The 22,713-nt window shown below is 72.9% G+C and carries 24 protein-coding genes; 7 read left to right on the top strand and 17 right to left on the bottom strand.

Annotated elements, in window-relative coordinates:
* Window positions 1–2 precede the first annotated feature (2 nt).
* Both lipB and ACTWO6_RS24765 read right to left on the bottom strand, forming a co-directional pair.
* The gene (lipB, locus tag ACTWO6_RS24770) at window positions 3–629 is read right to left on the bottom strand and encodes a lipoyl(octanoyl) transferase LipB (RefSeq protein ID WP_446220753.1); all 627 of its coding nucleotides are present in this window, start codon (window positions 627–629) and stop codon (window positions 3–5) included.
* A 73-nt stretch (window positions 630–702) separates the two neighbouring features.
* Window positions 703–2,526: a DUF2079 domain-containing protein gene (locus tag ACTWO6_RS24765; RefSeq protein ID WP_446216183.1), complete on the bottom strand. Its 1,824-nt coding sequence runs from the start codon at window positions 2,524–2,526 to the stop codon at window positions 703–705.
* 156 nt (window positions 2,527–2,682) lie between these two features.
* On the opposite strand from ACTWO6_RS24765, the gene ACTWO6_RS24760 reads away from it, so the two are divergent.
* The gene (locus tag ACTWO6_RS24760) at window positions 2,683–3,798 is read left to right on the top strand and encodes an extracellular catalytic domain type 1 short-chain-length polyhydroxyalkanoate depolymerase (RefSeq protein WP_446216182.1); all 1,116 of its coding nucleotides are present in this window, start codon (window positions 2,683–2,685) and stop codon (window positions 3,796–3,798) included.
* 47 nt (window positions 3,799–3,845) lie between these two features.
* Here the strand turns inward: ACTWO6_RS24760 and ACTWO6_RS24755 are convergent, their stop codons facing one another.
* From ACTWO6_RS24755 to ACTWO6_RS24735, 5 genes are all read right to left on the bottom strand, one after another.
* Window positions 3,846–4,745, bottom strand: coding sequence for a TIGR01777 family oxidoreductase (locus ACTWO6_RS24755; protein ID WP_446216181.1), 900 nt, complete (start codon window positions 4,743–4,745; stop codon window positions 3,846–3,848).
* Between the two features lie 135 nt (window positions 4,746–4,880).
* Window positions 4,881–5,387, bottom strand: coding sequence for a DinB family protein (locus ACTWO6_RS24750; protein ID WP_446216180.1), 507 nt, complete (start codon window positions 5,385–5,387; stop codon window positions 4,881–4,883).
* Window positions 5,384–5,689, bottom strand: coding sequence for a hypothetical protein (locus tag ACTWO6_RS24745; RefSeq protein WP_446216179.1), 306 nt, complete (start codon window positions 5,687–5,689; stop codon window positions 5,384–5,386). The genes ACTWO6_RS24750 and ACTWO6_RS24745 overlap by 4 nt, the downstream gene beginning before the upstream one ends.
* Window positions 5,683–5,817, bottom strand: coding sequence for a hypothetical protein (locus ACTWO6_RS24740; RefSeq protein ID WP_446216178.1), 135 nt, complete (start codon window positions 5,815–5,817; stop codon window positions 5,683–5,685). The genes ACTWO6_RS24745 and ACTWO6_RS24740 overlap by 7 nt, the downstream gene beginning before the upstream one ends.
* Before the next feature lie 127 nt (window positions 5,818–5,944).
* Complete coding sequence (locus tag ACTWO6_RS24735) at window positions 5,945–6,232, bottom strand: hypothetical protein (RefSeq protein ID WP_446216177.1); 288 nt, start codon at window positions 6,230–6,232, stop codon at window positions 5,945–5,947.
* Window positions 6,233–6,552: 320 nt separating this feature from the next.
* On the opposite strand from ACTWO6_RS24735, the gene ACTWO6_RS24730 reads away from it, so the two are divergent.
* The gene (locus ACTWO6_RS24730) at window positions 6,553–6,780 is read left to right on the top strand and encodes a winged helix-turn-helix domain-containing protein (RefSeq protein ID WP_446216176.1); all 228 of its coding nucleotides are present in this window, start codon (window positions 6,553–6,555) and stop codon (window positions 6,778–6,780) included.
* Window positions 6,781–6,821: 41 nt separating this feature from the next.
* On the opposite strand, the gene ACTWO6_RS24725 is transcribed toward ACTWO6_RS24730, so the two are convergent.
* Together ACTWO6_RS24725 and ACTWO6_RS24720 are read right to left on the bottom strand one after the other, a co-directional pair.
* A complete protein-coding gene (locus tag ACTWO6_RS24725) occupies window positions 6,822–8,312 on the bottom strand; it encodes a hypothetical protein (RefSeq protein WP_446216175.1) in 1,491 nt (496 codons plus the stop codon).
* Between the two features lie 19 nt (window positions 8,313–8,331).
* Window positions 8,332–8,691, bottom strand: a complete 360-nt coding sequence (locus tag ACTWO6_RS24720; protein WP_446216174.1) for a hypothetical protein — start codon at window positions 8,689–8,691, stop codon at window positions 8,332–8,334.
* 192 nt (window positions 8,692–8,883) lie between these two features.
* Here ACTWO6_RS24720 and ACTWO6_RS24715 point away from each other — a divergent pair, with 192 nt between their 5' ends.
* Window positions 8,884–9,393 carry a SigE family RNA polymerase sigma factor gene (locus ACTWO6_RS24715; protein WP_446216173.1) on the top strand — a complete coding sequence of 170 codons (510 nt, stop codon included), beginning with the start codon at window positions 8,884–8,886 and terminating at the stop codon, window positions 9,391–9,393.
* A complete protein-coding gene (locus tag ACTWO6_RS24710; RefSeq protein WP_446216172.1) occupies window positions 9,390–10,235 on the top strand; it encodes a hypothetical protein in 846 nt (281 codons plus the stop codon). The genes ACTWO6_RS24715 and ACTWO6_RS24710 overlap by 4 nt, the downstream gene beginning before the upstream one ends.
* 104 nt (window positions 10,236–10,339) lie before the next feature.
* On the opposite strand, the gene ACTWO6_RS24705 is transcribed toward ACTWO6_RS24710, so the two are convergent.
* The 5 genes from ACTWO6_RS24705 to ACTWO6_RS24685 form a co-directional block, all read right to left on the bottom strand.
* A complete protein-coding gene (locus ACTWO6_RS24705) occupies window positions 10,340–11,260 on the bottom strand; it encodes an LLM class flavin-dependent oxidoreductase (protein WP_446216171.1) in 921 nt (306 codons plus the stop codon).
* Between the two features lie 87 nt (window positions 11,261–11,347).
* On the bottom strand, window positions 11,348–12,238 hold the full coding sequence (locus tag ACTWO6_RS24700) for an oxidoreductase (protein ID WP_446216170.1): 891 nt from the start codon (window positions 12,236–12,238) through the stop codon (window positions 11,348–11,350).
* Complete coding sequence (locus ACTWO6_RS24695; protein WP_446216169.1) at window positions 12,235–12,765, bottom strand: hemerythrin domain-containing protein; 531 nt, start codon at window positions 12,763–12,765, stop codon at window positions 12,235–12,237. The genes ACTWO6_RS24700 and ACTWO6_RS24695 overlap by 4 nt, the downstream gene beginning before the upstream one ends.
* Window positions 12,766–12,881: 116 nt before the next feature.
* Window positions 12,882–14,216, bottom strand: a complete 1,335-nt coding sequence (locus ACTWO6_RS24690; RefSeq protein WP_446216168.1) for a low temperature requirement protein A — start codon at window positions 14,214–14,216, stop codon at window positions 12,882–12,884.
* 45 nt (window positions 14,217–14,261) lie between these two features.
* Window positions 14,262–14,840 carry a TetR/AcrR family transcriptional regulator gene (locus tag ACTWO6_RS24685; protein ID WP_446216167.1) on the bottom strand — a complete coding sequence of 193 codons (579 nt, stop codon included), beginning with the start codon at window positions 14,838–14,840 and terminating at the stop codon, window positions 14,262–14,264.
* Between the two features lie 146 nt (window positions 14,841–14,986).
* Here ACTWO6_RS24685 and ACTWO6_RS24680 point away from each other — a divergent pair, with 146 nt between their 5' ends.
* Entirely contained in the window at window positions 14,987–15,934 is a 948-nt protein-coding gene (locus tag ACTWO6_RS24680) for an SDR family NAD(P)-dependent oxidoreductase (protein WP_446216166.1), read from the top strand.
* Window positions 15,935–16,000: 66 nt separating this feature from the next.
* On the opposite strand, the gene sucB is transcribed toward ACTWO6_RS24680, so the two are convergent.
* Complete coding sequence (gene sucB, locus ACTWO6_RS24675) at window positions 16,001–17,818, bottom strand: 2-oxoglutarate dehydrogenase, E2 component, dihydrolipoamide succinyltransferase (RefSeq protein ID WP_446216165.1); 1,818 nt, start codon at window positions 17,816–17,818, stop codon at window positions 16,001–16,003.
* A 67-nt stretch (window positions 17,819–17,885) separates the two neighbouring features.
* Window positions 17,886–19,313, bottom strand: coding sequence for a dihydrolipoyl dehydrogenase (gene lpdA, locus ACTWO6_RS24670; RefSeq protein WP_446216164.1), 1,428 nt, complete (start codon window positions 19,311–19,313; stop codon window positions 17,886–17,888).
* A 140-nt stretch (window positions 19,314–19,453) separates the two neighbouring features.
* Between lpdA and ACTWO6_RS24665 the strand changes: the two genes are divergently transcribed.
* Complete coding sequence (locus tag ACTWO6_RS24665; protein ID WP_446216163.1) at window positions 19,454–19,783, top strand: hypothetical protein; 330 nt, start codon at window positions 19,454–19,456, stop codon at window positions 19,781–19,783.
* A 64-nt stretch (window positions 19,784–19,847) separates the two neighbouring features.
* Here the strand turns inward: ACTWO6_RS24665 and ACTWO6_RS24660 are convergent, their stop codons facing one another.
* Window positions 19,848–21,419 (bottom strand): leucyl aminopeptidase, encoded by a 1,572-nt coding sequence (locus ACTWO6_RS24660; protein ID WP_446216162.1) that lies wholly within the window; start codon window positions 21,417–21,419, stop codon window positions 19,848–19,850.
* Between the two features lie 162 nt (window positions 21,420–21,581).
* Here ACTWO6_RS24660 and gcvT point away from each other — a divergent pair, with 162 nt between their 5' ends.
* Entirely contained in the window at window positions 21,582–22,712 is a 1,131-nt protein-coding gene (gene gcvT, locus ACTWO6_RS24655) for a glycine cleavage system aminomethyltransferase GcvT (protein WP_446216161.1), read from the top strand.
* Window position 22,713 lies beyond the last annotated feature (1 nt).

Raw genomic sequence — 22,713 nt, 5'->3', positions numbered from 1 at the left:
GGTCAGCCTTCGAGCGTGACCAGGGTGGGCAGGTGGCGCTCGACGACCGGGAGCACGTCGGCGACGGTGACCGGGCGGCCCAGCTCGGCGGTGAGCGAGGTGGTGCCCGCGTCCCGGATGCCGCAGGGGACGATCCGGTCGTAGTACGACAGGTCGCAGTCGCAGTTGATCGCGAAGCCGTGCTGGGTGACCCCGCGGGCCACCCGGATGCCGATGGCGGCGACCTTGCGGGCCGGGCCGCGGTCGTCCTCCGGCACCCAGACGCCGCTGCGCCCCTCGACCCGACCGGCGGTCAGCCCCAACTCGGCGCAGACGTCGATCAGCAGCTGCTCGGTGCGGCGCACGTACGCGACCACGTCCACCGGGTCGGGCAGCTTGACGATCGGGTAGCCGACGAGCTGCCCCGGCCCGTGCCAGGTGATCTTGCCGCCGCGGTCCACGTCGACCACCGGGGTGCCGTCCATCGGGCGGTCCCACGGCTCGGTCCGCTTGCCGGCGGTGTAGACGCTGGGGTGCTCCAGCAGCAGCACGGTGTCGCCCTGCTCGCCGGCCACCACGGCCTCGTGCAGGCGGCGCTGCTCGTCCCAGGCGGCCTGGTAGTCGAGGAGCCCGGCCCGAACAGCGGTCATACCGGAAGTCGTCACGCTCACCCGTCCACCCTAGCCCCGCCGACCACCGGCGGGCTGCGTGAGCCTCGTCGCGTCAGGCCGGCGGGACCTTCCAGAGCCAGACGTCGTCGACGCGCTGCGGGGGGCCCAGCAGGGCGGTGGCGGTGCGGCGGAGGGCCTCCTCGTCGATGTCGTACTTCGCGCCGTGCACCCGGTCGGGCAGGACCACCGCCTCGACGTGCCAGTAGCGCAGGTCGGCCAGGGACTCCCTGATGCTGCCGTCGGTGATGATCGGGACGAGGCCGGTCCGCCCGGCCTGGTCCATCAGCGAGTCGAAGGTGCGCGGCACCGGCCCGATCCGGCCCCGGCCGTCCGGGCCGCCGGGGCCGAGGAAGAAGCCGGCCGGGATGCGGAACTCGCCCTGCCGGTGCGCCAGCGCGTACGCCTGCCAGCGCTGGCCGTCCGGCGTCACGTCGACGGTCAGCGGCAGCGGGGTCAGCACCCCGCCGGGGGAGACGTGCTGCTTCCAGGTGCCGGCGGTGATGAACGCCGGGATCGGCTCGCGCACGCGGGTCAGCAGCGGGGTGGGCAGCAGCGGCAGCAGCGCGGCGGCGAAGCCGATCGCCCAGGCCAGCTCGGTGGAGCGGTGCCGGGGCGGCGCGGCGCGCAGCTGGTCGACGGCGTACGCCAGCAGCAGCCCGATCACCGGCGCGACGACCAGCGCCAGCCGGGAGGGCAGCGCCGCGTTGACCACCGGCAGGTTGTCCAGCACCCCGAACGGCAGCAGCTGGTCGGTGCGCCGGCCGTTCCACTTGGCCGTCGGCCCCCAGGAGAGCACCGCGAAGACGAGCGCGGTGACGGCCAGCGCCCAGAGGGTGGCCCGGAACGCCCGGTCGGCGCGCCGCCACAGCAGGACGAAGCAGGCGACGGCGAGCAGCAGCAGTGGGATGCCGAAGAACGAGTTCTCCTCGGTCGGGTTGGGCGCCAGCGAGGTGCCCAGCCCGGCCCACCCGGCCAGCGACCGGCGCGGGTACGACCCGTACGCGGCGATGTCCTCGGCGTGGATGAGCGGGTCGAAGCCGGTGCCGTGGAAGCGCTGCGGCCCGGCGAAGTGCAGCCAGAGCGGGTACGCCAGCAGCACACCGGCGACCAGCGCGGTGACCCCGAGCCCGCGCAGGAAGTGCGGCAGCGCGGCGCGGACCTCGGTCCGGCGGGACGGCTGCGCCGCCCAGACGGCGAGGAACGAGGCGAGCGCGAGGGCGGTGAAGAAGAGCCCCTCGGCGGCGATCGAGAAGGCGATCGCCACCAGCACGCCGAGCAGCACCCCGCCGCGGACCGCGTTGCCGGGGCGGCGCAGCGCGAACACGCCCCAGATCAGCAGCGGTACCAGCCAGCCGGCGGTCCAGTTCAGGTGCGCGTTGGCGTGCGACACCATGGCCGGGCAGTAGCCGATGAAGAGCCCGCCGACCGCGGCGGCCAGCCGGCTGCGCACCAGGTGCCGGCTGAGCAGCCAGTACCAGGCCGACGCGGTGGCGGCCAGGTTGAGGGTGAGGATCACCAGGAAGGTCGCGGGCGGCCCGATCAGGTACGTCAGCGGCGCGAAGACCCACGCGTACACGGTGATCGAGGTGTTGACCGCGAGGTTCGCCCCGTCCGGGACGTTGATCAGGTGGGTGAAGAGCGGGTTCTCCCCGTGGGTGAGCGAGTGCCCGCCGAATGCCAGCAGCCACTCGAAGAGGGCCTGGTCGCTGGAGTTGACGGTGATCGTCCGGGTGTTCGGGTCGCGCCACATGCCGCTGGTCACCCAGATCGCCAGGGCCAGCGCGGCCAGCACCACGATCAGGTCGGCGCGGCGGTCCCGGATGACGGGCGCGGAGCCGGGCGACGGGTCCGTGGCCACGGACGGGGAGGACGGCACGCAGCGGACGTTACCAACCGGACCGGGACACGCCGGTCAGACACGGAACCTCACTTCGCCACGTCCGCTCCGGCCATATCAGGGCATCGACAAATGTGGTTGCCGCAGCCATGTCGGCGGAATGAAACACGGACGTAACGTCTCGGCAACTCGGGGGTGACCCAGTTCACATTCCGCAACCCCAGGAGGTCGCCCGGCTCCAACCCCGGCAACCTGAGCATGTACGCCTACCGCCCGGACGGCCTGCCGGCCAACGCGCCGGCTGTGGTGCTGCTGCACGGCTGCACCCAGAACGCCGCCGGCTACTTCGCCAACTCCGGCTGGCAGAAGTACGCCGACCTGTGGAAGTTCGCGCTGATCGTGCCCCAGCAGTCGCCGGCCAACCAGTCGCTGAGCTGCTTCAACTGGTTCACCGAGGGGGACATCAACCGGGGTCAGGGCGAGGCGCTGTCGATCAGGCAGATGGTCGACCACGCGAAGTCCAACTACGGCCTGGACGGCAACCGGATCTACCTCAGCGGACTCTCCGCGGGCGGCGCGATGACCTCGGTCATGCTCGCCACCTACCCCGACGTCTTCGCCGCCGGCTCGGTCATCGCCGGGCTGCCGTACCGGTGCTCGCCGCCGGCGTCGACCAGCACCTGCCAGTACACCGGGGTGGACAAGACCCCGGCGGCCTGGGGCGACCTGGTCCGCAACGCGTACTCCGGCTACACCGGCCGGCGTCCCCGGGTCGCCATCTGGCACGGCACCTCCGACACCACCGTGGTGCCGATGAACGCCACCGAGTCCCGCGACCAGTGGACCAACGTGCTCGGCGTCTCGCAGACCCCGACCAGCACGGCCTCGCTGCCCGCCGGCACCAGCCTGGAGGTGTACGGCAACGACGCGGTCCGCCTCTACCGGGTCTCCGGGATGGGGCACGGCACCCCGGTCGACCCGGGCTCGGCGACCGACCAGTGCGGCACCGCCACGTCGTACTTCCTGGACACCATCTGCTCGACGTACCGGGACGCGCTCTTCTTCGGCCTGAACGGCGGGGTCACGCCGACCCCGACCGCGACCGCCAGCCCCAGCCCGACGGCGTCCCCGACGGCCTCCCCGGTCTGCGTCACCGCCAGCAACTACGCGCACGTGACCGCCGGCCGCGCCTACCAGTCCGGCGGCTACGCCTACGCCCTCGGCAGCAACCAGAACATGGGCCTGTACAACACCTTCTACACCAGCACCCTCAAGCAGACCGGCCCCAGCTACTGGGTCATCGGCTGCTGATTCCGGCTGCCGCAGCGGTCCCCTCCCTCGTCAGGGGACCGCTGCGCTCACTCCGTCAGCGCGGCGTGCAGGGCGGAGGGGAGGTCGGGGTGGCGGTACTTGAAACCGGCCTTGGCGAGGACGCCGGGGAGGACGCGGGTGCTGGTGAGGATGTCCTGGGCGAAGCCGCCGAGGGCCACCTTCAGGGCCAGCGCCGGGATCGGGATGATCGCCGGGCGGTGCAGCTGGCGGGCCAGCTCCCGGGTGAACTCCGCGTTGGTGGCCGGGGCCGGGCCGACCCCGTTGACCGGGCCGGCGAGGTCGTCCCGGTCCAGCAGGAACGCCGCGGCGTCCAGCCAGTCGCGCAGCGAGATCCAGGACCACCACTGCCGGCCGCTGCCCAGCCGCCCGCCGAGGCCCAGCTTGATCGGGCGCAGCTGCGGCTGGAGCATCCCGCCGTCGCGGTGCAGCGGCAGCCCGGTGCGCAGCCGCACCACGCGTACGCCGGCGTCCTCGGCCGGCCGGGTGGCGGCCTCCCAGACCCGGGAGACGTCGGCGAGGAAGCCCTCGCCCGCCGGGGCGTCCTCCTCGACCGTCCGGTCGCCGGTGTCGCCGTACCAGCCGACGGCGGAGGAGTTGAGCAGCACCGAGGGCCGGTCCGTGGCGGGCAGCCCGGCGATGGTGATCGCCAGCGTGGTGGTGGTGTCCACCCGGCTGGACCGGATCAGCTTCTTGTAGTCGTCGCTCCAACGCTTGTCGCCGACCCCGGCGCCGGCCAGGTTGACCACCGCGTCGGCCTCGGCGACCACCGCCGGGTCGAGCTGCGCGGCCGAGGGAGTCCACTGCCGCTCGTCGGGGGTCCGTGCCGGCCGGCGGACCAGTCGGGTGACCTGGTGCCCGTCCGAGGTGAGCCGGTCGACCAGCCGGGTGCCGAGGAAGCCGGACGAACCGGCCATGAGGATCCGCATGCCCATATCTTCGGCCACCGACCCCGGCTTGGATGCGTTGCGCCGAAACCGGCCGCCGCGCTTTCGCCGCCGACCGCCGGGGAGAAGATGCCTGCTCGTGCGCTATGAAGCTGATGACGTGGATGAATCAGCGCCTCACTCGCCGGTCTGGCCGTCGATCGCCTCCCGGATGATGTCGGCGTGGCCGAGGTGCCGGGCGTACTCGTCGATCATGTGGTTGAGCACCCAGCGCAGCGAGTGCTCCCGGCCGGTGTCGAAGGACCGGCCGACAGCCTCCAGCGGACGGTCGGCGGCGATCCGCCGGGACGCCTCGACCTCAGCCCGCCAGATTGCGAAGGTCTCGTCGCCGGTGGCGCTGTCGACGTCGTTGAAGTCCTCGTCCCGGTCGTCGGTGCGGGTGAACAGGCTGCCGGGGAAGTTCCCGTCGATCACCGCCTGGAAGTACCACCGCTCGACCGTGGCCAGGTGCCGGACCAGGCCGAGCAGGGAGAGGTTGGACGACGGCACCGCCCGCCGGCGAAGCTGCTCGTCGGTCAGCCCGCTGCACTTCCGCACCAGCGCATGGCGCTGGTAGTCGAGAAAGGTGTCCAACAGGGTGCGCTCGTTCGCCGTGGGCGGCAGCTCGAAACGTTCATCGATCATTTGTACGATCGTAGGCGAGTCCCGGCTGGCGGATCGCCCCCGCGCGGCGACCGGCGGGGGATCGCCCAGCCGAGGAATCGGGCGAAGAGCTGGCCCGGCTCGGGCCCGTCGTGCGGGTGCAGGGCATGCAGGTGGCCGGCCGCGTCGTGCAGCAGCCCGCCCAGGTAGACCAGCAGCGCCACCCGGTCGTCGGCATACTCCCGGAGCAGCGTGAGGCGGGCGGTCGCGCACGGCCAGGGGGCGGCGCAGGCCCGGCAGAGCCAGAGCGGGCGCAGCGCCACGTGCGGCGGCCCGCTCACCATCGGCCGCCGTTGGCCCGCCAGGTCTGCGCCGGGGTGAGCCGACCGACCCGGCCGACCTGCGGGTTCGCCCGGGTCGCCTCGTCCCACGAGCGGGTGTTCGGCGGCGGGGCGGGCGGCTCCGTCGGCACTGGGGCATGCCGGTCGGGGCAGGCGGCCCAGCGCAGGCCGCACGAGCACCAGCGCCCTCCGCGCCGCCAGGTCCGCCGGTGCCGGGGCGCGAGCGGGACCGGCTTCGCGTTCCGTCGCGGCCACATGTCATCGCCGCCGATTCGGTACGTGGACAAGCTGGTCGCCCCGCGCCACCAACTCGTCGACCACCTCGTCCGGCAGGCCGCGCGACCGCAGCACCCGTCGTCCCCACCGGTGCAGGAGACAGGGGTACGGCGTCCGGTCACTGCGGCACAGCGGACCGGCCGGCCACTCCTCGGGGGCATGCACCACCACCGCCCGGACGGCGAGCCGGACGTCCTCCACCGTGACGAACCGCGGCGTCGGTAGCTCGCCGAGCACCTTCTCCACCGCGTCCACCGGTTGGTCGACCACTGACCGCACGCTGCTCCGCCTCTCGTCCTGCGGCGCCGAGACGGGCGGGGTCGGCCTGTGCTGGCCGGCGCCCGGCACCCGCCCCGGGCCTGCTCACGGGCCCGCCGACTCGCCGGTCGCGGGCAGGGGGTGACACCCGGCCGACTACCGGGGGAGTGGCCGGCCGGGTGGTCCCACGGGCGACCAGCTCCGGGTTTGCAGACCAGGGAGCCGGTCAGGACGAACTTTGTCAGACAAGACTAGTAAAGTCAACGGACTACTCCTTACTTGTCTCGTAAAGTGGATTGTGATCAAATGGCGGTGCAGACCAGGGAGTCAACATGCCCGCCAAAGCCAAGTGGGCGCAGCTTGCGGATCACATCCGCGAGCAGATCGCGTCCGGAGAACTCGCACCGGGTGACAAGCTGCCATCCACTGCTCAATTGAAGGACGAGCACGGCGTCTCAGCGGGCGTCGTGCGTCAGGCGATCCTCGTGCTTCAGATGCAGGGGGTCGTCGAGGGCGTGCACGGCGTAGGCGTGTTCGTCGCCGAGCGGGCGGAAAGCTGAGGCGGCGGCAGCTCGTGCTGCCGCCGCCGTTGCATTCCGGGTCACCCGCCGACGCCCGGAAGTCCCGCGCGGACCGTCGGGCTCAGGCCGATGACGACCGGTCGGGCGCCCAGGCACTGGGGTGCGAAGTGCGCCACGACGTAGTCCCACGCCGCCTTCGCCTCGTCGAAGGTGAACGCCGGTTCGCCGTCGAGGTAGGTGCTCCATAGCGTGCGGGGAATCAGGTACCACTTCCCCCACCAGGTGTTGGTCTTCGGCGAGAACATGATGCGGTCCACCCCGTCGGTGTGGCAGAGGCCGAAGGTGTGCCCCAGCTCGTGGATCGGCACGTACTTCCAGATCTGGTCCGGCGTGTTGTCGATGAAGGTGGCGCCGGAGGTGTTCTTGCCGCTCAGCCCGCAGGCGCTCTCGTGCAGGTTGTTGGCCAACCCGCGCAGGGTGTCGGTGTAGCGGAAGACGCCGACGGCGACCGGGTGGCAGAGGTCGGCCGTCGCCCCGTCCGGGTCGGTGGTCTTGTCGTGCCGGCCGATCACGTCTTTCAGGAACCGGGTCAGCGCGGGGTGTGCGTCGGGTCGGTCGTACCCCTTGTGGACGATGTGGTCGGGGTCGGTGACCGGGCGGGTCTCCTGGTCGAAGTCCAGCATCAGCGCGAGTTCGCGGCCCTTCTCGCGGGCCGTGGAGACCTTGGTGTCCAGCGCGCCGTCCCGCATCGGCAGCACGGTGAACGCCGGCCCCTGCGCGCCCCGCGAGCTGAGGTAGGTGTCCAGCTCGTCGGCGGAGATGGGGTTGTCGAACTCGCCGCCACCGCCGCCACCGACGACGGTCCCCTTCTTCAGGGTCTTGTACCGCTTGCGATTCCAGAAGCCCTCGTGGAACTCGAAGCCGCAGAGCTCCCGCAGGTTGATCGCGCCCTGCTCGTGCAGCACGACCAGGTTGGGCACGGCCGGCTCGCGCGGCGACGGGGTCTCCGAGTCCAGGATCGTCCGGTACGCGGTGCCGTGCAGGCGCAGCCCGAACGCGCCGTGGTCGAGGCGGATCGCCTCCTTGATCTCGGTCAGCGTGTCACCGGAGTACTTCGCCTCGAGCAGGCCGCGCACGTAGCGGCGCAACCGCTCCCGGTTGATCTCCTCGATGATGTACTCGATCGTGTCGCCGAGGAACACGATGCGGGCCAGCCGGATGATCCCCAGCACCAGGCCGATCCCCAACCGCAGCAACCCGTCGAGGATCCGCCGCCAGTCGAGCGTGACGATGCCGACGATCACGTCCCAGAGCCCGACCGCGATGTCGATCACCGCCTCGACGACCACCCCGACGAGCTTGCACACCGTACGGGCCACCCACTTGCCGACCTTGACGATCACCCAGCGGACGACCTTCACGAAGTACGTGACGAACCAGCAGACCCAGCCCCGGGGGTCGTACCACGGGTAGTCCTTGCACTTCTTCTCCTGCCGCTCCTCCCACTCCTCGACGGGCTTGGAGATCTCCTCCTCGACCCATTCGGTGATTTCGGTGCAGACGAGTGCCATGAGAGATCCCCCCTCCGAGTCAGGAAGCCGCGCGCAGCGCGCGCAGTCGTAGGAGCAGGCGCCGGCGGCTCCAGGACAACCCGAGGAGCTTGCCGGCCACCGCCGCCGCGAAGCAGCCGAGCACGGCCGTGGCGATGGCCCGGCCGCCGCTCGGGCCGACCACGAAGACGCCGGCCACGGCGGCGACGAGGGCCAACGCTCCCCAGTCGCAGCCGCAGTCGTTGAACAGGCGGCGGATGGTTGCTGCCGTACGCTCGCGCTCCGTCGCGTCGAGCCCGGGCAGCGTGACGGTGACCCGGTCGAGGTGGGGACGCCGGAGCAACGAAACCAGCGCCTCCGCCCGATCGAGATCCGCGCGATCAGCGATCTCGACGTGCATGACGGTGTCACCTTCCCACTGACACCCTGACTGTGAACGCGGTCGATCGCCAGGTCAACGCATCTTTCAGCTACCCGACTGTCGCGTGCGCCGCCGGCTCGGAGTCTGGTGCCACGAAGTTTCCGCTCCAAGGAGCAACCCGCGGAGCGGGACCCCGCGTGACTATCTCGAATCGGGGGATCGGAGGCCTGGATGGGCGATCGCGACGCGGCGTTCGCGGAGTATTTCGCGGCAAGGTCGGACGCGATGCGCGGCACCGCGTACCTGCTCTGCGGCGACTGGCACCGGGCGGAGGACCTGGTCCAGACCGCGTTCACGAAGCTCTACCTGGTCTGGAACCGGATCTCCCGGCACGAGGTGCTCGACGCCTACGTGCGCCAGATCCTGGTCCGGACCTTCCTCGATGAGCGGCGCCGCGGCTGGTGGCGGCGCGAGCGGGTGGGCGGGGAGCACGCCGAGCGGCCGGCACCGCCCGACTCGCCGGAGAACCGGCTGGTGATGCTCCAGGCACTGGCCGCCGTATCGCCGCGCCAGCGGGCAGTCCTGATTCTCCGGTACTGGGAGGACCTGTCGATCGAGGAGGCCGCGGCGCTGCTGGATTGCTCGCCGGGGACGGTGAAGAGCCAGGCGGCCCGCGGCCTGGATACGCTCCGCGGCCTCCTGTCGACCACGTACAGCGGGATCGAGAAGGGGGCACGATGAACGGAGAAGAGTTGCGCGAGGCGCTGCGCAGCGAGATGGGGGCCACCACCCCGCCGCCACCGTTGAGTGCGGCCGCCGCGCTCGGCGCCGCCCGGCGGGCGCGCATCCGCCGCCGTACCGCCTGGGCCTGCGCCGGATCCGCGGCCGCGGTTCTGGCGGTCGCCGGCGTCGCCGCCATCGGCGCCCCGGGCGCCGGCGGCCTCAGCCCGGCGGGTCCTGGCCCGCAGGCCGTCCCGCAGCCGTCGGCCAAGGACACCGCGCGGCCGTGGCCAACCGGACCGGACGGCCGTCCGCAGGAGGACCGGACCGCGCGGGCGGGCACCAGGTACGACCAGGGGGTCCGGCTGCTGGACGAGATCGTCTCCGTCGTGCCCGCCGGCTACATCGCGCCGGAGAACCCGGCGAACCAGCCCGCTGACCAGATGCCGCTGCGAACCCACCAGGCGCAATTCGAGGACAGGGTGAACGGCGTCGACGTGTGGAGTTACCTGTCCTCGGCCGCCCTGGCTCAGGGGGAGCGGATGGGGCGATTGCTCGTCGAGGTGCACGCCGCGGGCAGTCAGCTACCGGCCGAACCGTGCGCGCTGGCCCGGCAGTTCTGGGGCATGCAGGGCGAGTGTCAGCTGGTGACGGTCGGAGCGGCACAGGTCGGCGTGGTCGTCCGGCCTGCCGGCGACGACCGGTTCGACCAGTGGGCGGCGTACCGGCACCCGGACGGTGTGGTGGTCTTCGTCGCGCAGGGCGCCAAGCTCGGCGACGGCCGGCCGGGGCTGACGACGATGCCGTTTTCCGTGCGGCAACTGGCGGCCCTCGCCGTCGACGAACGGTTCCATCTGCAGTGAGGCGGCATCGCGTGGGCTGCCGCCGCGCCCCGCTGGCGCCCCGCCAGCGCGCCGGTCGCGGCGGCGTGCAGCAGGCCGGCGGGCGGGGTCTCTGATACCACGAGCTACAAGGCGGCCAGGCGGGGGAGTAGCGGGGTCAGCGGGGCGACGGCGTCGGCGCGGACCACGAAGCGGGTGACGCCCCAGCGGCGCCGGTGTTCGGCGACCGCCGCGACGATCTCCTCCGCCGTGCCGACCAGGACGAACGGGGTGGCCAGCAGCTCGGCGACGGTCAGGCCGGTGTCGGCGGCGGTCTCCGCGGCGGCGGCCTCGGCGTCGTCGGTGACCGTCACCTGCTGGACCAGGGCCTCCAGCGCCGGCGGCTCGGCCCGGCCGGCGGCTCCGGCCGCCACGTGCGCGAGCTGCGCGTCGATCTGGTCGGCCCGCCACCGCACGTCGTGGGCGTGCCCGTCGGCCAGGGTACGGCCGAAGCCGGTCAGGCCGACCACGTCGGCGTGCGCGCCGGCCCAGCGCAGCAGCGTCGAGTTCGCCGTACCCATGGTCAGCGGGACCCGGCCCTGGACGGGCCGCAGCCCGCCCAGCTTGGCCGCGTGGGCGACCAGTTCCGGGGTGTCCACGGTGACCTCCGCGCCGGCCAGCAGGTCCCGGACGGCCTCGGCGACGGCCAAGCAGCGGCGTACCCGGGCGGCGACGTCGGGCCGCTCGCGGCCGACGGCCCGCCACTCGGCGGGGGTGTGGCCCGCGCCGAGGCCGAGCCGGGCCCGGCCGCCGGAGACCACGTCCAGGGTGGCCACGTCGGTGGCGAGCAGGATCGGCTCGCGGACGCCGGCGTTGGAGACGTACGAGCCGAGGCCGAGCGTGGAGGTCACCGCCGCCGCGGCGGCCAGCGAGACGAACGGCGACGCGCCGTGGCCGGGGTGGTCCGAGGCCAGCAGGGCGTCGAAGCCGGCGGCCTCGACCCGGCGGGCCAGGTCGAGCCAGCTCGCGGCGTCGGTGGGCCGGGCCTGGACGGAGAAGATCACCATCGGCCCAGCATCCGGCGTTGAAGGCACGGCGGCCAGCCCGGACCCACCGATTCTGCTGACCGGCGAATCCGAGCCCGACCGGCGAGCTCAGGCGGACCGGTGCACGGCCTCCAGGCGGGCCAGGTCGTCGGCGGAGAGGCGCAGCGCGCCGGCCGCCACGTTCTGCGCCAGGTGCTCCGGGTCGCCGGTGCCCGGTATGGCCAGCACGTTCGGGCCCCGGTGCAGCGTCCAGGCCAGCCGGACCTGGGCCGGGGTCACCCCGTGCGCCCGGGCGACGGCCCGCACCTCGTCGTGCTCGGTGCCGCTGGCGCCGGCCTCGCGCCCGCTGGTGGCGAGCGAGAAGAACGGCACGAACGCGATGCCCTGCGCCGCGCAGTCGCGGAGCAGCTGGTCGTGGCCGGCGCGGTAGCCCAGGCCGTACGAGTTCTGCACGCAGACCACCGGCGCGACGGTCTGCGCCTCGGCGAGCTGCTGCGGGCGGATGGCGGAGACGCCGAGGTGGCGGATCAGCCCGGCGTCGCGCAGCTCGGCGAGCGCGCCGAAGTGCTCGGCGAGGGGCTCCGGGCCGTACACCCGGAGGTTGACCACGTCCAGGTGGTCCCGGCCGAGCTGGCGGAGGTTCTCCTCGACCTGTCCGCGGAGCTGGTCCGGCCGGGCCATCGGCAGCCATTCGCCGGCCGGGTCCTTGCCCGGCCCGACCTTGGTGACGATCACCAGGTCGTCCGGGTACGGGGCCAGCGCCCGGTTGATCAGCTCGTTGGCCGACCGCAGCGGCGAGAAGTAGAACGCGGCCGTGTCGATGTGGTTGACGCCCAGCTCGACCGCCCGGCGCAGGACGGCGATCGCCCGGTCCCGGTCGCTCGGGCTCCCGTCGGCCCTGCTGGTCAGCCGCATCGCGCCGAAGCCGATCCGGTTGACCGTCAGGTCGCCCAGGCGCCAGGTGCCCGCCGCCGCGGCGGTGATCGTGTCGGTGGTCATCGTCTCCCCGTCTCCCTCAGATGCATGGTCGGCGTCCCCTCGTGGGGCAGCGGGACGCCGAGCAGTTCCACGGTGTCGCCCGCCTCCCGGTTCACCGCGTTGAGCGCGGCGACCAGTTTCTTCTCCTCGTAGGTGAAGTGCGATTCCAGCAGCGCGGCGAGGCCGTCCAGCTCGGCGCGAACCTCCCGGCCGACGGTCGGGGCGACCGTCAGCTCCTCGATCCGGCGCAGGATGCCCGCCACCACCCGGTGGTCCTCCGCGAGCTCGGCGAGGACCGGGCGCAGCGCCGGCTCCCGTTCGGCGAGGACCCGGAACGCGCCGCCGTCCTCGCCCTCGTGGTGGCGGGTGAGCGCGGCGCAGAAACCCAGGCAGTGGGCGCGCAGGTCCGGGGACGACCGGAGGTCGGCGCCGGGGGAGTCGAGGCTCGTACGGAGCCGGGCCAGCTCCTCGCGGAGCCAGAGGTGGATCTCGATCAACTCGTTGCCGAGGGCGGTCAGCCGCCTGTTCGGCTCGTGGGATTGGTGCACATGGTCCCCTGCTGTCCCGCGCCTCCATGCCCACGGCGGTCCCCTTGCCGGGTGCACGCGACGCTCCGGCGAGTTTACGGGCGTGACCGTGCGGGTGGGTGCCCGCGAGCTCCGGGTCAGGTCGACGGCTCCCCGGGTTCCGGCTGGTGCCACCGCGCCCGGTAGGCGGCCTCGCGCGTCTCGTGGGTGGTCCGTTCCTGGACGACGACCTCGTGCAACGCGTCCCGGCTCTCGCCCATGGTCAGCACCTCCAGCGCCACCAGCCCGACGCAGACGACGGTCAGCAGGGTGAGGGCGGCCAGCCCCGGCAGGCGTTGGCCGACCGGAATGCAGGCCGCCAGCACCAGCACCGTGCCCACCCGGAGCCAGGTGACCGTGCGCAGCGTGCGGAGCTGGAACAGCATGTTGCCGCAGAGGTAGCAGATCACCCCACCGAAGAGCAGCGGCACGTCGGGACCGTGCGCACGGTCGGCCAGCGGAATGTGCGGATCGGCGATCTCGTGCACGATCCGCTCGGCGCCCAGGGCGAACAGGATGATCCCGGCGATCATCGGCAGGTAGAGGTACGCGTAGGCGTCCCGGGCCATCGCCACCCGGGGGCCGCCCTCGGCCGCGTGCAGGGCGATCCGCGCGGCGGGTCCCACCCAGTCGTAGTGCACCCACCACAGTGCGGCGGTGAAGACGATGCCGAGGATGGCGGCGGCGACGGCCGGCCAGGTCGGGGGCTGGCCGAGCAGGTTGCTGCCGACGCCGACGGAGATGACCGACTCGCCCAGGGCGATGATGAGGATGAGGTCGTACCGTTCGGTCCAGTGCTCCGCGGAGGTGACGCGCCAGCCCCAGGTGCCGGCGAGGAGCCCGCTGCCGTACTGCAGCACCACGACGGTGGCCCACAGGCCGTCCCGGGTCAGGGCGGCCGAGCCGGGGTCCCGGAGCTGCGCCGGGATCAGCGCGGCGGCGAGCAGCAGGACGGTGCTCAGCACCAGCTCCGGCGCGAACCGGCGCAACTGCCGGCGTTCGTCCGGGCTGTCCCGGACGATGTGCAGGTAGAGCGCCAGGTGCACCAGGCGGATGACCACGTAGCTGCCCGCCGCCACCATCGGCCCGGCGGCGTTCTCTCCGGGGTCGCGGAACGCCTGCGGCAGCGCAAGCGCGAAGGTGAAGAGCGCCGCCATGCCGACTACCATCAGCACCGGGACGAAGCCCTCGCCCAGCCGGACCCGGGTGGCGACGACGCAGTGCACCACCCAGGACCACCAGAGCACGGCGAGCACCAGCAGCGCGTGCAGCAGATTCGTGCCGTTGATGTCCAGGGCGGTGGCCCGGGTGATGATGAAGAACGAGAAGACGAAGACCAGGTCGAAGAAGACCTCGAACCGGTCCACCCGGGCGCCGGGGGCGACCGGTACGGCGCCACCCAGCCGCCCGCGCCACCGCTGCTTGCCGCCCACCGACCGAGTCTGTCAGCGCCCGATCGGTCGCGGGCCGGAATCCGATCAGCGCGGCGGGCGGTGCCGCAGGCCGTCCATCAGCAGGTCGAGCAGGCGGCCGGCCTGCTCGCGCTGGCCGGGCTCGCCGGCGGCCAGGGACACCCCGCTCAGGCCGGCGAGCACGTCCGCAGGCGCGACGTCGGCCCGGACGGTGCCCGCCGCGCCGCCCGCCTCCAGTAGCAGGCCGAGCGCGGCGATCAGCCGGTCCCGGCTCTGCGCGTACGGGTTGGCGCCGGAGGCGATGACCAGCCGGAGTGCGTCCGCCATGCCCCGCTTGGTGGAGAGGTAGTCGATGAAACGGTCCATCCAGGCGCGTACCGCCCGGTCCGGCGGCAGGCTGGCCAGCAGTTCCGGCGCGGCGTCGCAGAGCTTGGTCAGCTCGTTGCGGTAGGCCGCCTCGACCAGGGCCTCCCGGGTGGGGAAGTGCCGGTACAGGGTGCCGATGCCGACCCCGGCCTCCCTGGCGATCGAGTCGAGCGTTACCTCCGGCCCGGCGTGGGAAAACGCGCGTACCGCGGCGTCCAGCAGCCGCTGCCGGTTGCGCAGCGCGTCGGCGCGCAGCGGTCGGGGGCCGGTGTGGGGCACGTCTCCTCCTCCGGGCGACCGGCCGAGGCGCGGTCGGTTGGCAAGCGGAGGAAGCTCCGGTTAGTCTCGACCATAACGGAGGATCCTCCGATTCTCATCGTAGCGGCCGGACCGGGCGTCCGCGTCGCCACCGACAAGGATGGATCATGAGCACCAGCACACCCGTCACCACGCCGTACTCCCGAGAGACCGCCGCCATGGAGGTGGTGCGCGGCATCGACCTCACCGGCCGCCGGGCCGTCGTCACCGGCGGCGCGTCCGGAATCGGCGTCGAGACCGCCCGCGCGCTCGCCGCCGCCGGGGCCGACGTCACGCTCGCCGTACGCAACGTCGACGCCGGTCAGCAGGCCGCCACCGACATCACCGGCACCACCGGCAACGACCGGATCCTGGTCGCCCCGCTGGACCTCGCCGACCTGTCGTCGGTGGCCGCCTTCGTCCGCACCTGGGACGGGCCACTGCACATGCTGGTCAACAACGCGGGCATCATGGCCTCGCCCGAGATGCGCACCCCGCAGGGCTGGGAGATGCAGTTCGCCACCAACCACCTGGGCCACTTCGCCCTGGCCACCGGGCTGCGCCCCGCCCTCGCGGCGGCCGGCGGCGCCCGGATCGTCTCGGTCAGCTCGTCGGCGCACCTGCGCTCACCCGTGGTGTTCGAGGACATCCACTTCCAACAGCGGCCGTACGAGCCCTGGGCGGCGTACGGGCAGTCCAAGACTGCGAACGTGCTCTTCGCCGTCGAGGTCAGCCGGCGCTGGGCGGACGACGGCATCCTCAGCAACGCCCTGATGCCGGGCGCGATCCGGACCAACCTCCAGCGCTACGTCAGCGAGGAGGACCTCGCCCGGCTGCGCGCCGAGAGCGGGGGCGAAACGACGCCCAGTTGGAAGAACACCGAACAGGGCGCCGCGACCTCGGTGCTGGTCGCCGCGTCCCCGCTGCTCGACGGCGTCGGCGGGCGGTACTTCGAGGACGTCCAGGAGGCCGGGCCGAACCAGCCCGGCACCCGCACCGGCTACGCGCCGTACGCCCGCGACCCGGAGGCCGCCGAGCGGCTCTGGCAGGTCTCCGAGGAGCACCTGCGCGGCTGATCGGCCCGGAAACGGCGAAAGGGCGCCCCGGTCAAGGTGACCGGGGCGCCCTTTCGCGCCGGGGTGTTACAGGCCCAGCTCGGCCTCGAAGTTGCCGGCCTCCAGCCGCTCCTTGACCGCGACCAGGAAGCGGGCGGCGTCGGCGCCGTCGATCAGCCGGTGGTCGTAGGACATGGCCAGGTAGACCATCTGCCGGACCGCGATGACCTCGCCCAACTCCGGGTCGTTGACCACGACCGGACGCTTGACCACGGCACCCGTGCCGAGCATCGCCGACTGCGGCGACGGCACGATCGGGGTGTCGAAGAGGGCACCCCGGCTGCCGGTGTTGGTCAGCGTGAACGTCGCACCGGCGATCTCGTCCGGGCTGATCTTGTTGGTCCGGGTGCGCTCGGCCAGATCGGCGACCCGCTTGGCGATGCCGCCCAGGTTGAGGTCGCCGGCGTTGTGGATGACCGGCACCAGGAGCCCCCGCTCGGTGTCCACGGCGATGCCGAGGTGCTCCGAGTCCGGGTAGGTGATCGTCCCCGCCGCCAGGTCCATCCGGGCGTTGACGATCGGATGCGTCTGCAGCGCCTCGACGGCGGCGAGGGCGAAGAACGGCAGGAAGGACAGCTTCACCCCGTGCCGCTGCTGGAAGGAGTCCTTCGCCTGCGTCCGCAGCTTGGCGATCTTGGTGACGTCCACCTCGATCACCGTGGTGAGCTGCGCCATCTCGTGCAGCGACTCCTGCATCCGCTTGGCGATGGCCCCGCGGATCCGGGTCAGCTTCTCGGTGGTGCCCCGCTTGCTGCTCGGCTGCGGCTTGGCGGCCGGCTTGGCCGGGGCCGCCGCGGCGGGGGCGGCGGCCGGCTGCACGGCCGGCGCGGCCTTGGCCGCCTTGGCCTTCTCGGCCGCCTCCAGCACGTCCTGCTTGCGGATCCGCCCGCCGACGCCCGTGCCGTTGACGGAGGAGAGGTCCACGCCGTGCTCGCTGGCGAGCTTGCGCACCAGCGGGGTCACGTAGCCGGCCGCCTCCTCGCCGCCGCCCTGAACGGGGGCGGAGGGGCGCTGCGGGGTCGGGGTCGGCGCGGCGGGCTGCGCCGCCTGCTCGGCCTTCGCCGGCTGCGCGGCGGTCTCCGCCTCGGCCGCCGGCTGGTTGTACGACATGCCCGGGGTCGGCTCCTCGACCTTCGGCTCCGGGGCGGCCTCGGCCTTCGGCTCCGGCTTCGGCTCGGGCTTCGGCTCCGGCTTGGGCTCCGCCTTCGGCTGGGCCGGCGCGGCGCCGGCCGCGCCGATGATCGCCAGGTCGGCGCCGACCTCGGCGGTCTCGTCCTCGGCGACCTTGATCTCCAGCACGGTGCCGGCGACCGGCGAGGGGATCTCGGTGTCGACCTTGTCGGTGGAGACCTCCAGCAGCGGCTCGTCCACCTCGACGGTCTCGCCGACCTGCTTGAGCCAGCGGGTGACCGTACCCTCGGTGACGCTCTCACCCAGGGCCGGCATCTTCACCGGGGTGCCCTCGCCCGACGGCGCCGGGGCGGCCGGGGCCGCCGGCTCCTCGACGGCCGGCTGCTCCGCCTCGGCCTGCGGCTCCGCGGCGGCCTCCGCGGCCTGCTCGGCCGGGGCCTCCTGCGGCTGCGGGGCGGCCTCGCCGGCCGCCTCGCCCTCGCCCGCGATGACGGCCAGCTCGCTGCCGACCTCGGCGGTCTCGTCCTCACCGACCACGATGCGGCTCAGCACGCCCGCCGCGGGCGACGGGATCTCGGTGTCGACCTTGTCGGTCGAGACCTCGAGGAGCGGCTCGTCGACCTCGACGGTGTCGCCCTCCTGCTTGAGCCAGCGCGTGACGGTGCCCTCGGTGACGCTCTCGCCGAGCCGGGGCATGGTGACCGATACCGGCATGTTCTCCAGACTCCTTCATTCCCCTGGTGGGATCATCGCCCGTCGCCGGACGCCGCGGTTGTCGTGATCAGGCGTGCGCGTGCAGCGGCTTGCCGGCGAGGGCCAGGTGCGCCTCGCCCAGGGCCTCGGTCTGCGTGGGGTGGGCGTGCACGAGCTGGGCGACCTCGGCCGGGTACGCCTCCCAGTTGTAGATGAGCTGCGCCTCCCCGACCAGCTCGCCGACCCGGGCGCCGACCATGTGCACGCCGACCACCGGACCGTCCTCGAGCCGGACCAGCTTCACGAATCCGGCGGTCTTGAGGATCTGGCTCTTGCCGTTGCCACCGAGGTTGTAGTTGTAGGTCTTGACCTTGTCGCCGTACTGCTCCTTGGCCTTCGCCTCGGTCAGGCCGACCGACGCCAGCTCCGGGTCGGAGTAGGTGACCCGCGGGATGCCGGCCTCGTCGATCACGGCCGGGTTCTGGCCGGCGATCTCCTCGGCAACGAAGATGCCCTGCTGGAAGCCGCGGTGGGCGAGCTGCAGGCCGGGCACGATGTCGCCGACCGCGTAGACGTTCGGCACGCTGGTGCGCAGCCGCTCGTCGGTCAGCACGTAGCCGCGGTCCATCTTGACGCCCTGCTCCTCGTACCCGAGGTTGGCGGTGTTCGGGCCACGACCGACGGCCACCAGCAGCAGCTCGGCCTCGACGGTCTCGCCGCCCTGAATGGTCAGCTTGACGCCGCTCTCGGTCTTCTCGACCTTCTCGAACGGCTTGCCCACCTTGAAGTTGATCTTCCGCTTGCGGAACGCCCGCTCCAGCGCCTTCGACGACTCCTCGTCCTCGGCGGCGACCAGGCGGGGCAGCGCCTCGACGATGGTCACGTCCACGCCGAAGGACTTCCAGACGCTGGCGAACTCGACGCCGATCACGCCGCCGCCGAGCACGATCACCGACGACGGGACCCGGTCCAGGGTCAGCGCGTGGTCGCTGGTGATGATCCGCTCGCCGTCGATCTCCAGGCCGGGCAGGCTCTTCGCGTACGAGCCGGAGGCCAGGATGACGTTGCGGCCGGTGTAGCGCTTGCCGTCCACCTCGACGACGTTCTTGCCGACCAGCTTGCCGGCGCCCGCCACGAAGGTGATGTTCTTGGCGCCGCCGACCAGGCCCTGCAGGCCCTTGTACAGCCGGGAGATCACGCCGTCCTTGTACGAGTTGACCGCCGCCATGTCGATGCCGACCAGCTCGGCCTTGACGCCGAACTGCTCCGACTCGCGGGTCTGGTCGGCGATCTCGGCCGCGTGCAGCAGCGCCTTGGTCGGGATGCAGCCGTTGTGCAGGCAGGTGCCCCCGAGCTTGCCCTTCTCGATCAGGGCGACGGACAGGTCCAGCTGGGCGGCACGCAGCGCCGCCGCGTAGCCGCCGCTGCCACCTCCGAGAATGACGATGTCGAAGGTCGCTTCGTTCGGCTCGCTCACGTCCAACTCCCAGGTCGCGTCGCTGCATCGGGGGGTCATGGCGGGGTGACAGGACAGACCCCACCTCGGTCATCTTGTCACTCCGACCGCGCGGGCGCGTAGTGAGGTGCCCAACGACACGTCGTGGACACGTACGCTTGGCACCGTCTTCGATGGTGCACGGGGGAGGAGAGGGTCCGGTGGGGTTGTTCCGTCGACGGAAGCGGACGAGCGTGGCGAGCCGGGACCGGGTTGCCGACCGCGCCGACCTGGACCATCTGGAGAACTTCGTCCGGACCCGGCGGGGGGTCGAGGCGTACATCGAGCCGCGGACGACGGTCACCGAGACCACGGTCATGCTGATCGCCGACGACGGCGAATGGACCCGGCGGCGGATCGACGGCCCGGAGGGCGCGCGCCGCTTCGCCCACCGGCTGGCCATCCCGATCTACGACGTCCGCCTGATGGGCTACCCGCAGCGGATGCGCGACTACAACGAACGCCGCAAGCGCCGCCCCGAGCTGTTCTGAGGCCGGGAACGCGGACGGGGCGCCCCCCAGCTGGGGGGCGCCCCGTCGCGCTGTCCGGTACCCGTCAGCCGTTGGCGGCGACGTCCTCGACCAGGTGCACCAGGGTGCGGACCGGGACGCCGGTGCCACCCTTGGTCCAGTAGCCGGTGGCCTCACCCGAGTGGTAGCCCGGCCCGGCGATGTCGATGTGCGCCCAGGCGACCTCGTCGGTGACGAACTCGCGCAGGAAGACGCCGCCCTGGAGCATGTGACCGGCCCGGTCCATCCCGGCGTTGACCTGCGAGATGTCCGCGACGTCCGAGTCCATGCCCTTGCGGACGTCGTCCGGCAGCGGCATCGGCCAGGCCGGCTCGCCGGTCGCCTCGCCGGCGGCCTTCACCCGCTCGCAGAGTTCCGGGGTGCCCATCACGCCGGCGATCCGCTTGCCCAGCGCGATGACCTGGCCGCCGGTGAGGGTGGAGGTCTCGAAGAGGTAGTCCGCGCCGTCCTCGCAGGCCCGGGCGATGCCGTCGGCGAGGATCATCCGGCCCTCGGCGTCGGTGTTGAGCACCTCGACCTTCTTGCCGCTGTACATGGTGATCACGTCGCCCGGCCGGTACGACGTGCCCGACGGCATGTTCTCCGCCATCGGCAGGTACCCGGTCACCGCCACGGAGGGCTTGAGCGCCGCGATCGCCAGCATGGCCGCGCCGACCGCCGCCGCGCCGGCCATGTCGGACTTCATCTCCCACATGCCCTGCGCCGGCTTGATCGAGATGCCGCCGGTGTCGAAGGTGATGCCCTTGCCGACCAGCGCCACCCGCTTGCCGGAGCCACCGCCCGCCGGGGTGTAGGTCAGCTTGACCAGCCGCGGCGGGGCCTCCGAGCCCTGCCCGACCGCGAGGATGCCGCCGTACCCGCCGGCCTTCAGCGCCGCCTCGTCCAGCACCTCGACGCCGAGGCCGGCGTCCCGGGCGGCGCTCGCCACCGCGTCGGCGAACGACGGGGGCCGCAGCTCGTTCGGGGCGGTGTTCACCCAGTCGCGGCTGAGCCGGACCGCGTCGGCCACCGTCTGCGCCCGGGTGATCTCCGCCTGGGCGGTCGCGTCGCCGGCGTCCGGCACCGCGACCAGCACCTCGGCCACCGGCTCCCGCCGGGCCGGCTGCGGCTTGGTCTTGTAGCCGGCGAACCGGTACCCGCCGAGCAGCGCGCCCTCGGCGACCGCGCGCAGCGCGGCCGGGGCGTCGGCGTCGTCCGGCAGCGGCAGCGCCAGCGCCACCCGGGGCGCGCCGGCGAGGGCCCGAACCGTCGCGCCGGCGGCCCGGCGCAGGGTCTCCGGGGCCGGGGCGGCGCCGGTCGGCTCCGGGCCGAGGCCGACGGCGACGACCAGCGGGGCGGTGACGGTGCCCAGCGTGGCCAGCTTGATCACCTCGCCGGGGCCGCCGGTCGCGCCGAGCAGCGCCAGCGTCTCGGTCAGCTTGCCGTCGAACGCGGCGGCGATGCTCTCCGCGCCGCTGGCCAGCAGCAGGTTGCCGGCGGGTCCGCCGGTGGCGTCCTGCCCTCCGGTCTGGCTGTGCACGCCGATCACGATGGCGTCGACGGCGAGTTCGGCGGGGTCGGTGTCGACCAGGCTCAGGGTGGTGCTGGGAGATGTCACTGAAGCTACTCCGGGCGGGCCGGGCCGGTCGCGGGGTCGCGTACCGGCGATGAAGGTCTCCGGCGGCAACCTACCCGCCGGACGTCGGGTGCGTCCCGCCGATCGTCCTGACGGGTCCCGCCGATGCTAACCAGCCGGCCTGGCCCCGGTAAGTTGCCACCCATGACCGACGTGACCTCCGACGCCGCCGCGACCCGGCTGCGCCGTTCCCCGCTGCACGAGCGGCACACCGCTCTCGGCGCCAAGTTCGCCCCGTTCGGGGGCTGGGAGATGCCGCTGGAGTACGCCGGTGGCGGCGTGCTCAAGGAGCACACGGCGGTCCGTACCGGGGTGGGCGTCTTCGACGTCTCGCACCTGGGCAAGGCGCGGATCACCGGGCCGGGCGCCGCGGACTTCGTCAACGCCTGCCTCAGCAACGACCTCGGCCGGATCGGCCCCGGCCAGGCGCAGTACACGCTCTGCTGCGACGACGCCACCGGCGGCGTGGTGGACGACATCATCGCCTACCTGCACGCCGACGACCACGTCTTCCTGATCCCGAACGCGGCGAACACCGCCGAGGTGGTCCGCCGGCTGCGCGCCGCCGCGCCGACCGGGGTCGAGGTCAGCGACGAGCACGAGGGGTACGCGGTGCTGGCCGTGCAGGGGCCGCGCTCGGCGGAGCTGCTCGGCGCGCTGGGGCTGCCCACCGAGCACGGCTACATGAGCTTCTCCACCGCCACCCTGGACGGGGTGGGGCTGACCGTGTGCCGCACCGGCTACACCGGCGAGCTGGGCTACGAGCTGGTCGTGCCGGCGGAGCACGCGGTCGCCGTCTGGGACGCGCTCTTCGCCGCCGGGGCGGCGTACGAGCTGCGGGCCTGCGGCCTTGCCGCCCGGGACACCCTGCGCACCGAGATGGGTTACCCGCTGCACGGGCAGGACCTGTCGCTGGAGATCACCCCCGTGCAGGGCCGCTCCGGCTGGGCGGTCGGCTGGGACAAGCCGGCCTTCTGGGGGCGGGACGTGCTGCTCGCCGAGAAGGCCGCCGGCCCCCGCCGTACGCTGCGCGGCCTGGTGGCGGTCGACCGGGCGATCCCGCGCCCCGGCATGGCGGTCTACGCCGGTGACACCCGGATCGGCACCATCACCAGCGGCACCTTCTCCCCGACCCGCAAGCAGGGCATCGCCCTGGCCCTGCTGGACACCGACCCGAAGCTGGCCGACGGCGACCTCGTCGAGGTCGACATCCGCGGCCGCCGCGCCCAGATGACCGTCACCCGCCCCCCCTTCGTCACCCCCTCGGTCAGGTGAC

This window comes from Micromonospora sp. IBHARD004 (assembly GCF_052814115.1).
This window is presented reverse-complemented; position numbering and strand designations above follow the sequence as displayed.

Coding starts and splice junctions, on each gene's coding strand:
- lipB (WP_446220753.1), bottom strand. CDS start 629: ATGACCGCTGTTCGGGCCGGGCTCCTCGACTACCAGGCCGCCTGGGAC.
- ACTWO6_RS24755 (WP_446216181.1), bottom strand. CDS start 4,745: ATGCGGATCCTCATGGCCGGTTCGTCCGGCTTCCTCGGCACCCGGCTG.
- ACTWO6_RS24750 (WP_446216180.1), bottom strand. CDS start 5,387: ATGATCGATGAACGTTTCGAGCTGCCGCCCACGGCGAACGAGCGCACC.
- ACTWO6_RS24745 (WP_446216179.1), bottom strand. CDS start 5,689: ATGGTGAGCGGGCCGCCGCACGTGGCGCTGCGCCCGCTCTGGCTCTGC.
- ACTWO6_RS24730 (WP_446216176.1), top strand. CDS start 6,553: ATGCCCGCCAAAGCCAAGTGGGCGCAGCTTGCGGATCACATCCGCGAG.
- ACTWO6_RS24725 (WP_446216175.1), bottom strand. CDS start 8,312: ATGGCACTCGTCTGCACCGAAATCACCGAATGGGTCGAGGAGGAGATC.
- ACTWO6_RS24720 (WP_446216174.1), bottom strand. CDS start 8,691: ATGCACGTCGAGATCGCTGATCGCGCGGATCTCGATCGGGCGGAGGCG.
- ACTWO6_RS24715 (WP_446216173.1), top strand. CDS start 8,884: ATGGGCGATCGCGACGCGGCGTTCGCGGAGTATTTCGCGGCAAGGTCG.
- ACTWO6_RS24710 (WP_446216172.1), top strand. CDS start 9,390: ATGAACGGAGAAGAGTTGCGCGAGGCGCTGCGCAGCGAGATGGGGGCC.
- ACTWO6_RS24705 (WP_446216171.1), bottom strand. CDS start 11,260: ATGGTGATCTTCTCCGTCCAGGCCCGGCCCACCGACGCCGCGAGCTGG.
- ACTWO6_RS24700 (WP_446216170.1), bottom strand. CDS start 12,238: ATGACCACCGACACGATCACCGCCGCGGCGGCGGGCACCTGGCGCCTG.
- ACTWO6_RS24680 (WP_446216166.1), top strand. CDS start 14,987: ATGAGCACCAGCACACCCGTCACCACGCCGTACTCCCGAGAGACCGCC.
- sucB (WP_446216165.1), bottom strand. CDS start 17,818: ATGCCGGTATCGGTCACCATGCCCCGGCTCGGCGAGAGCGTCACCGAG.
- lpdA (WP_446216164.1), bottom strand. CDS start 19,313: ATGACCCCCCGATGCAGCGACGCGACCTGGGAGTTGGACGTGAGCGAG.
- gcvT (WP_446216161.1), top strand. CDS start 21,582: ATGACCGACGTGACCTCCGACGCCGCCGCGACCCGGCTGCGCCGTTCC.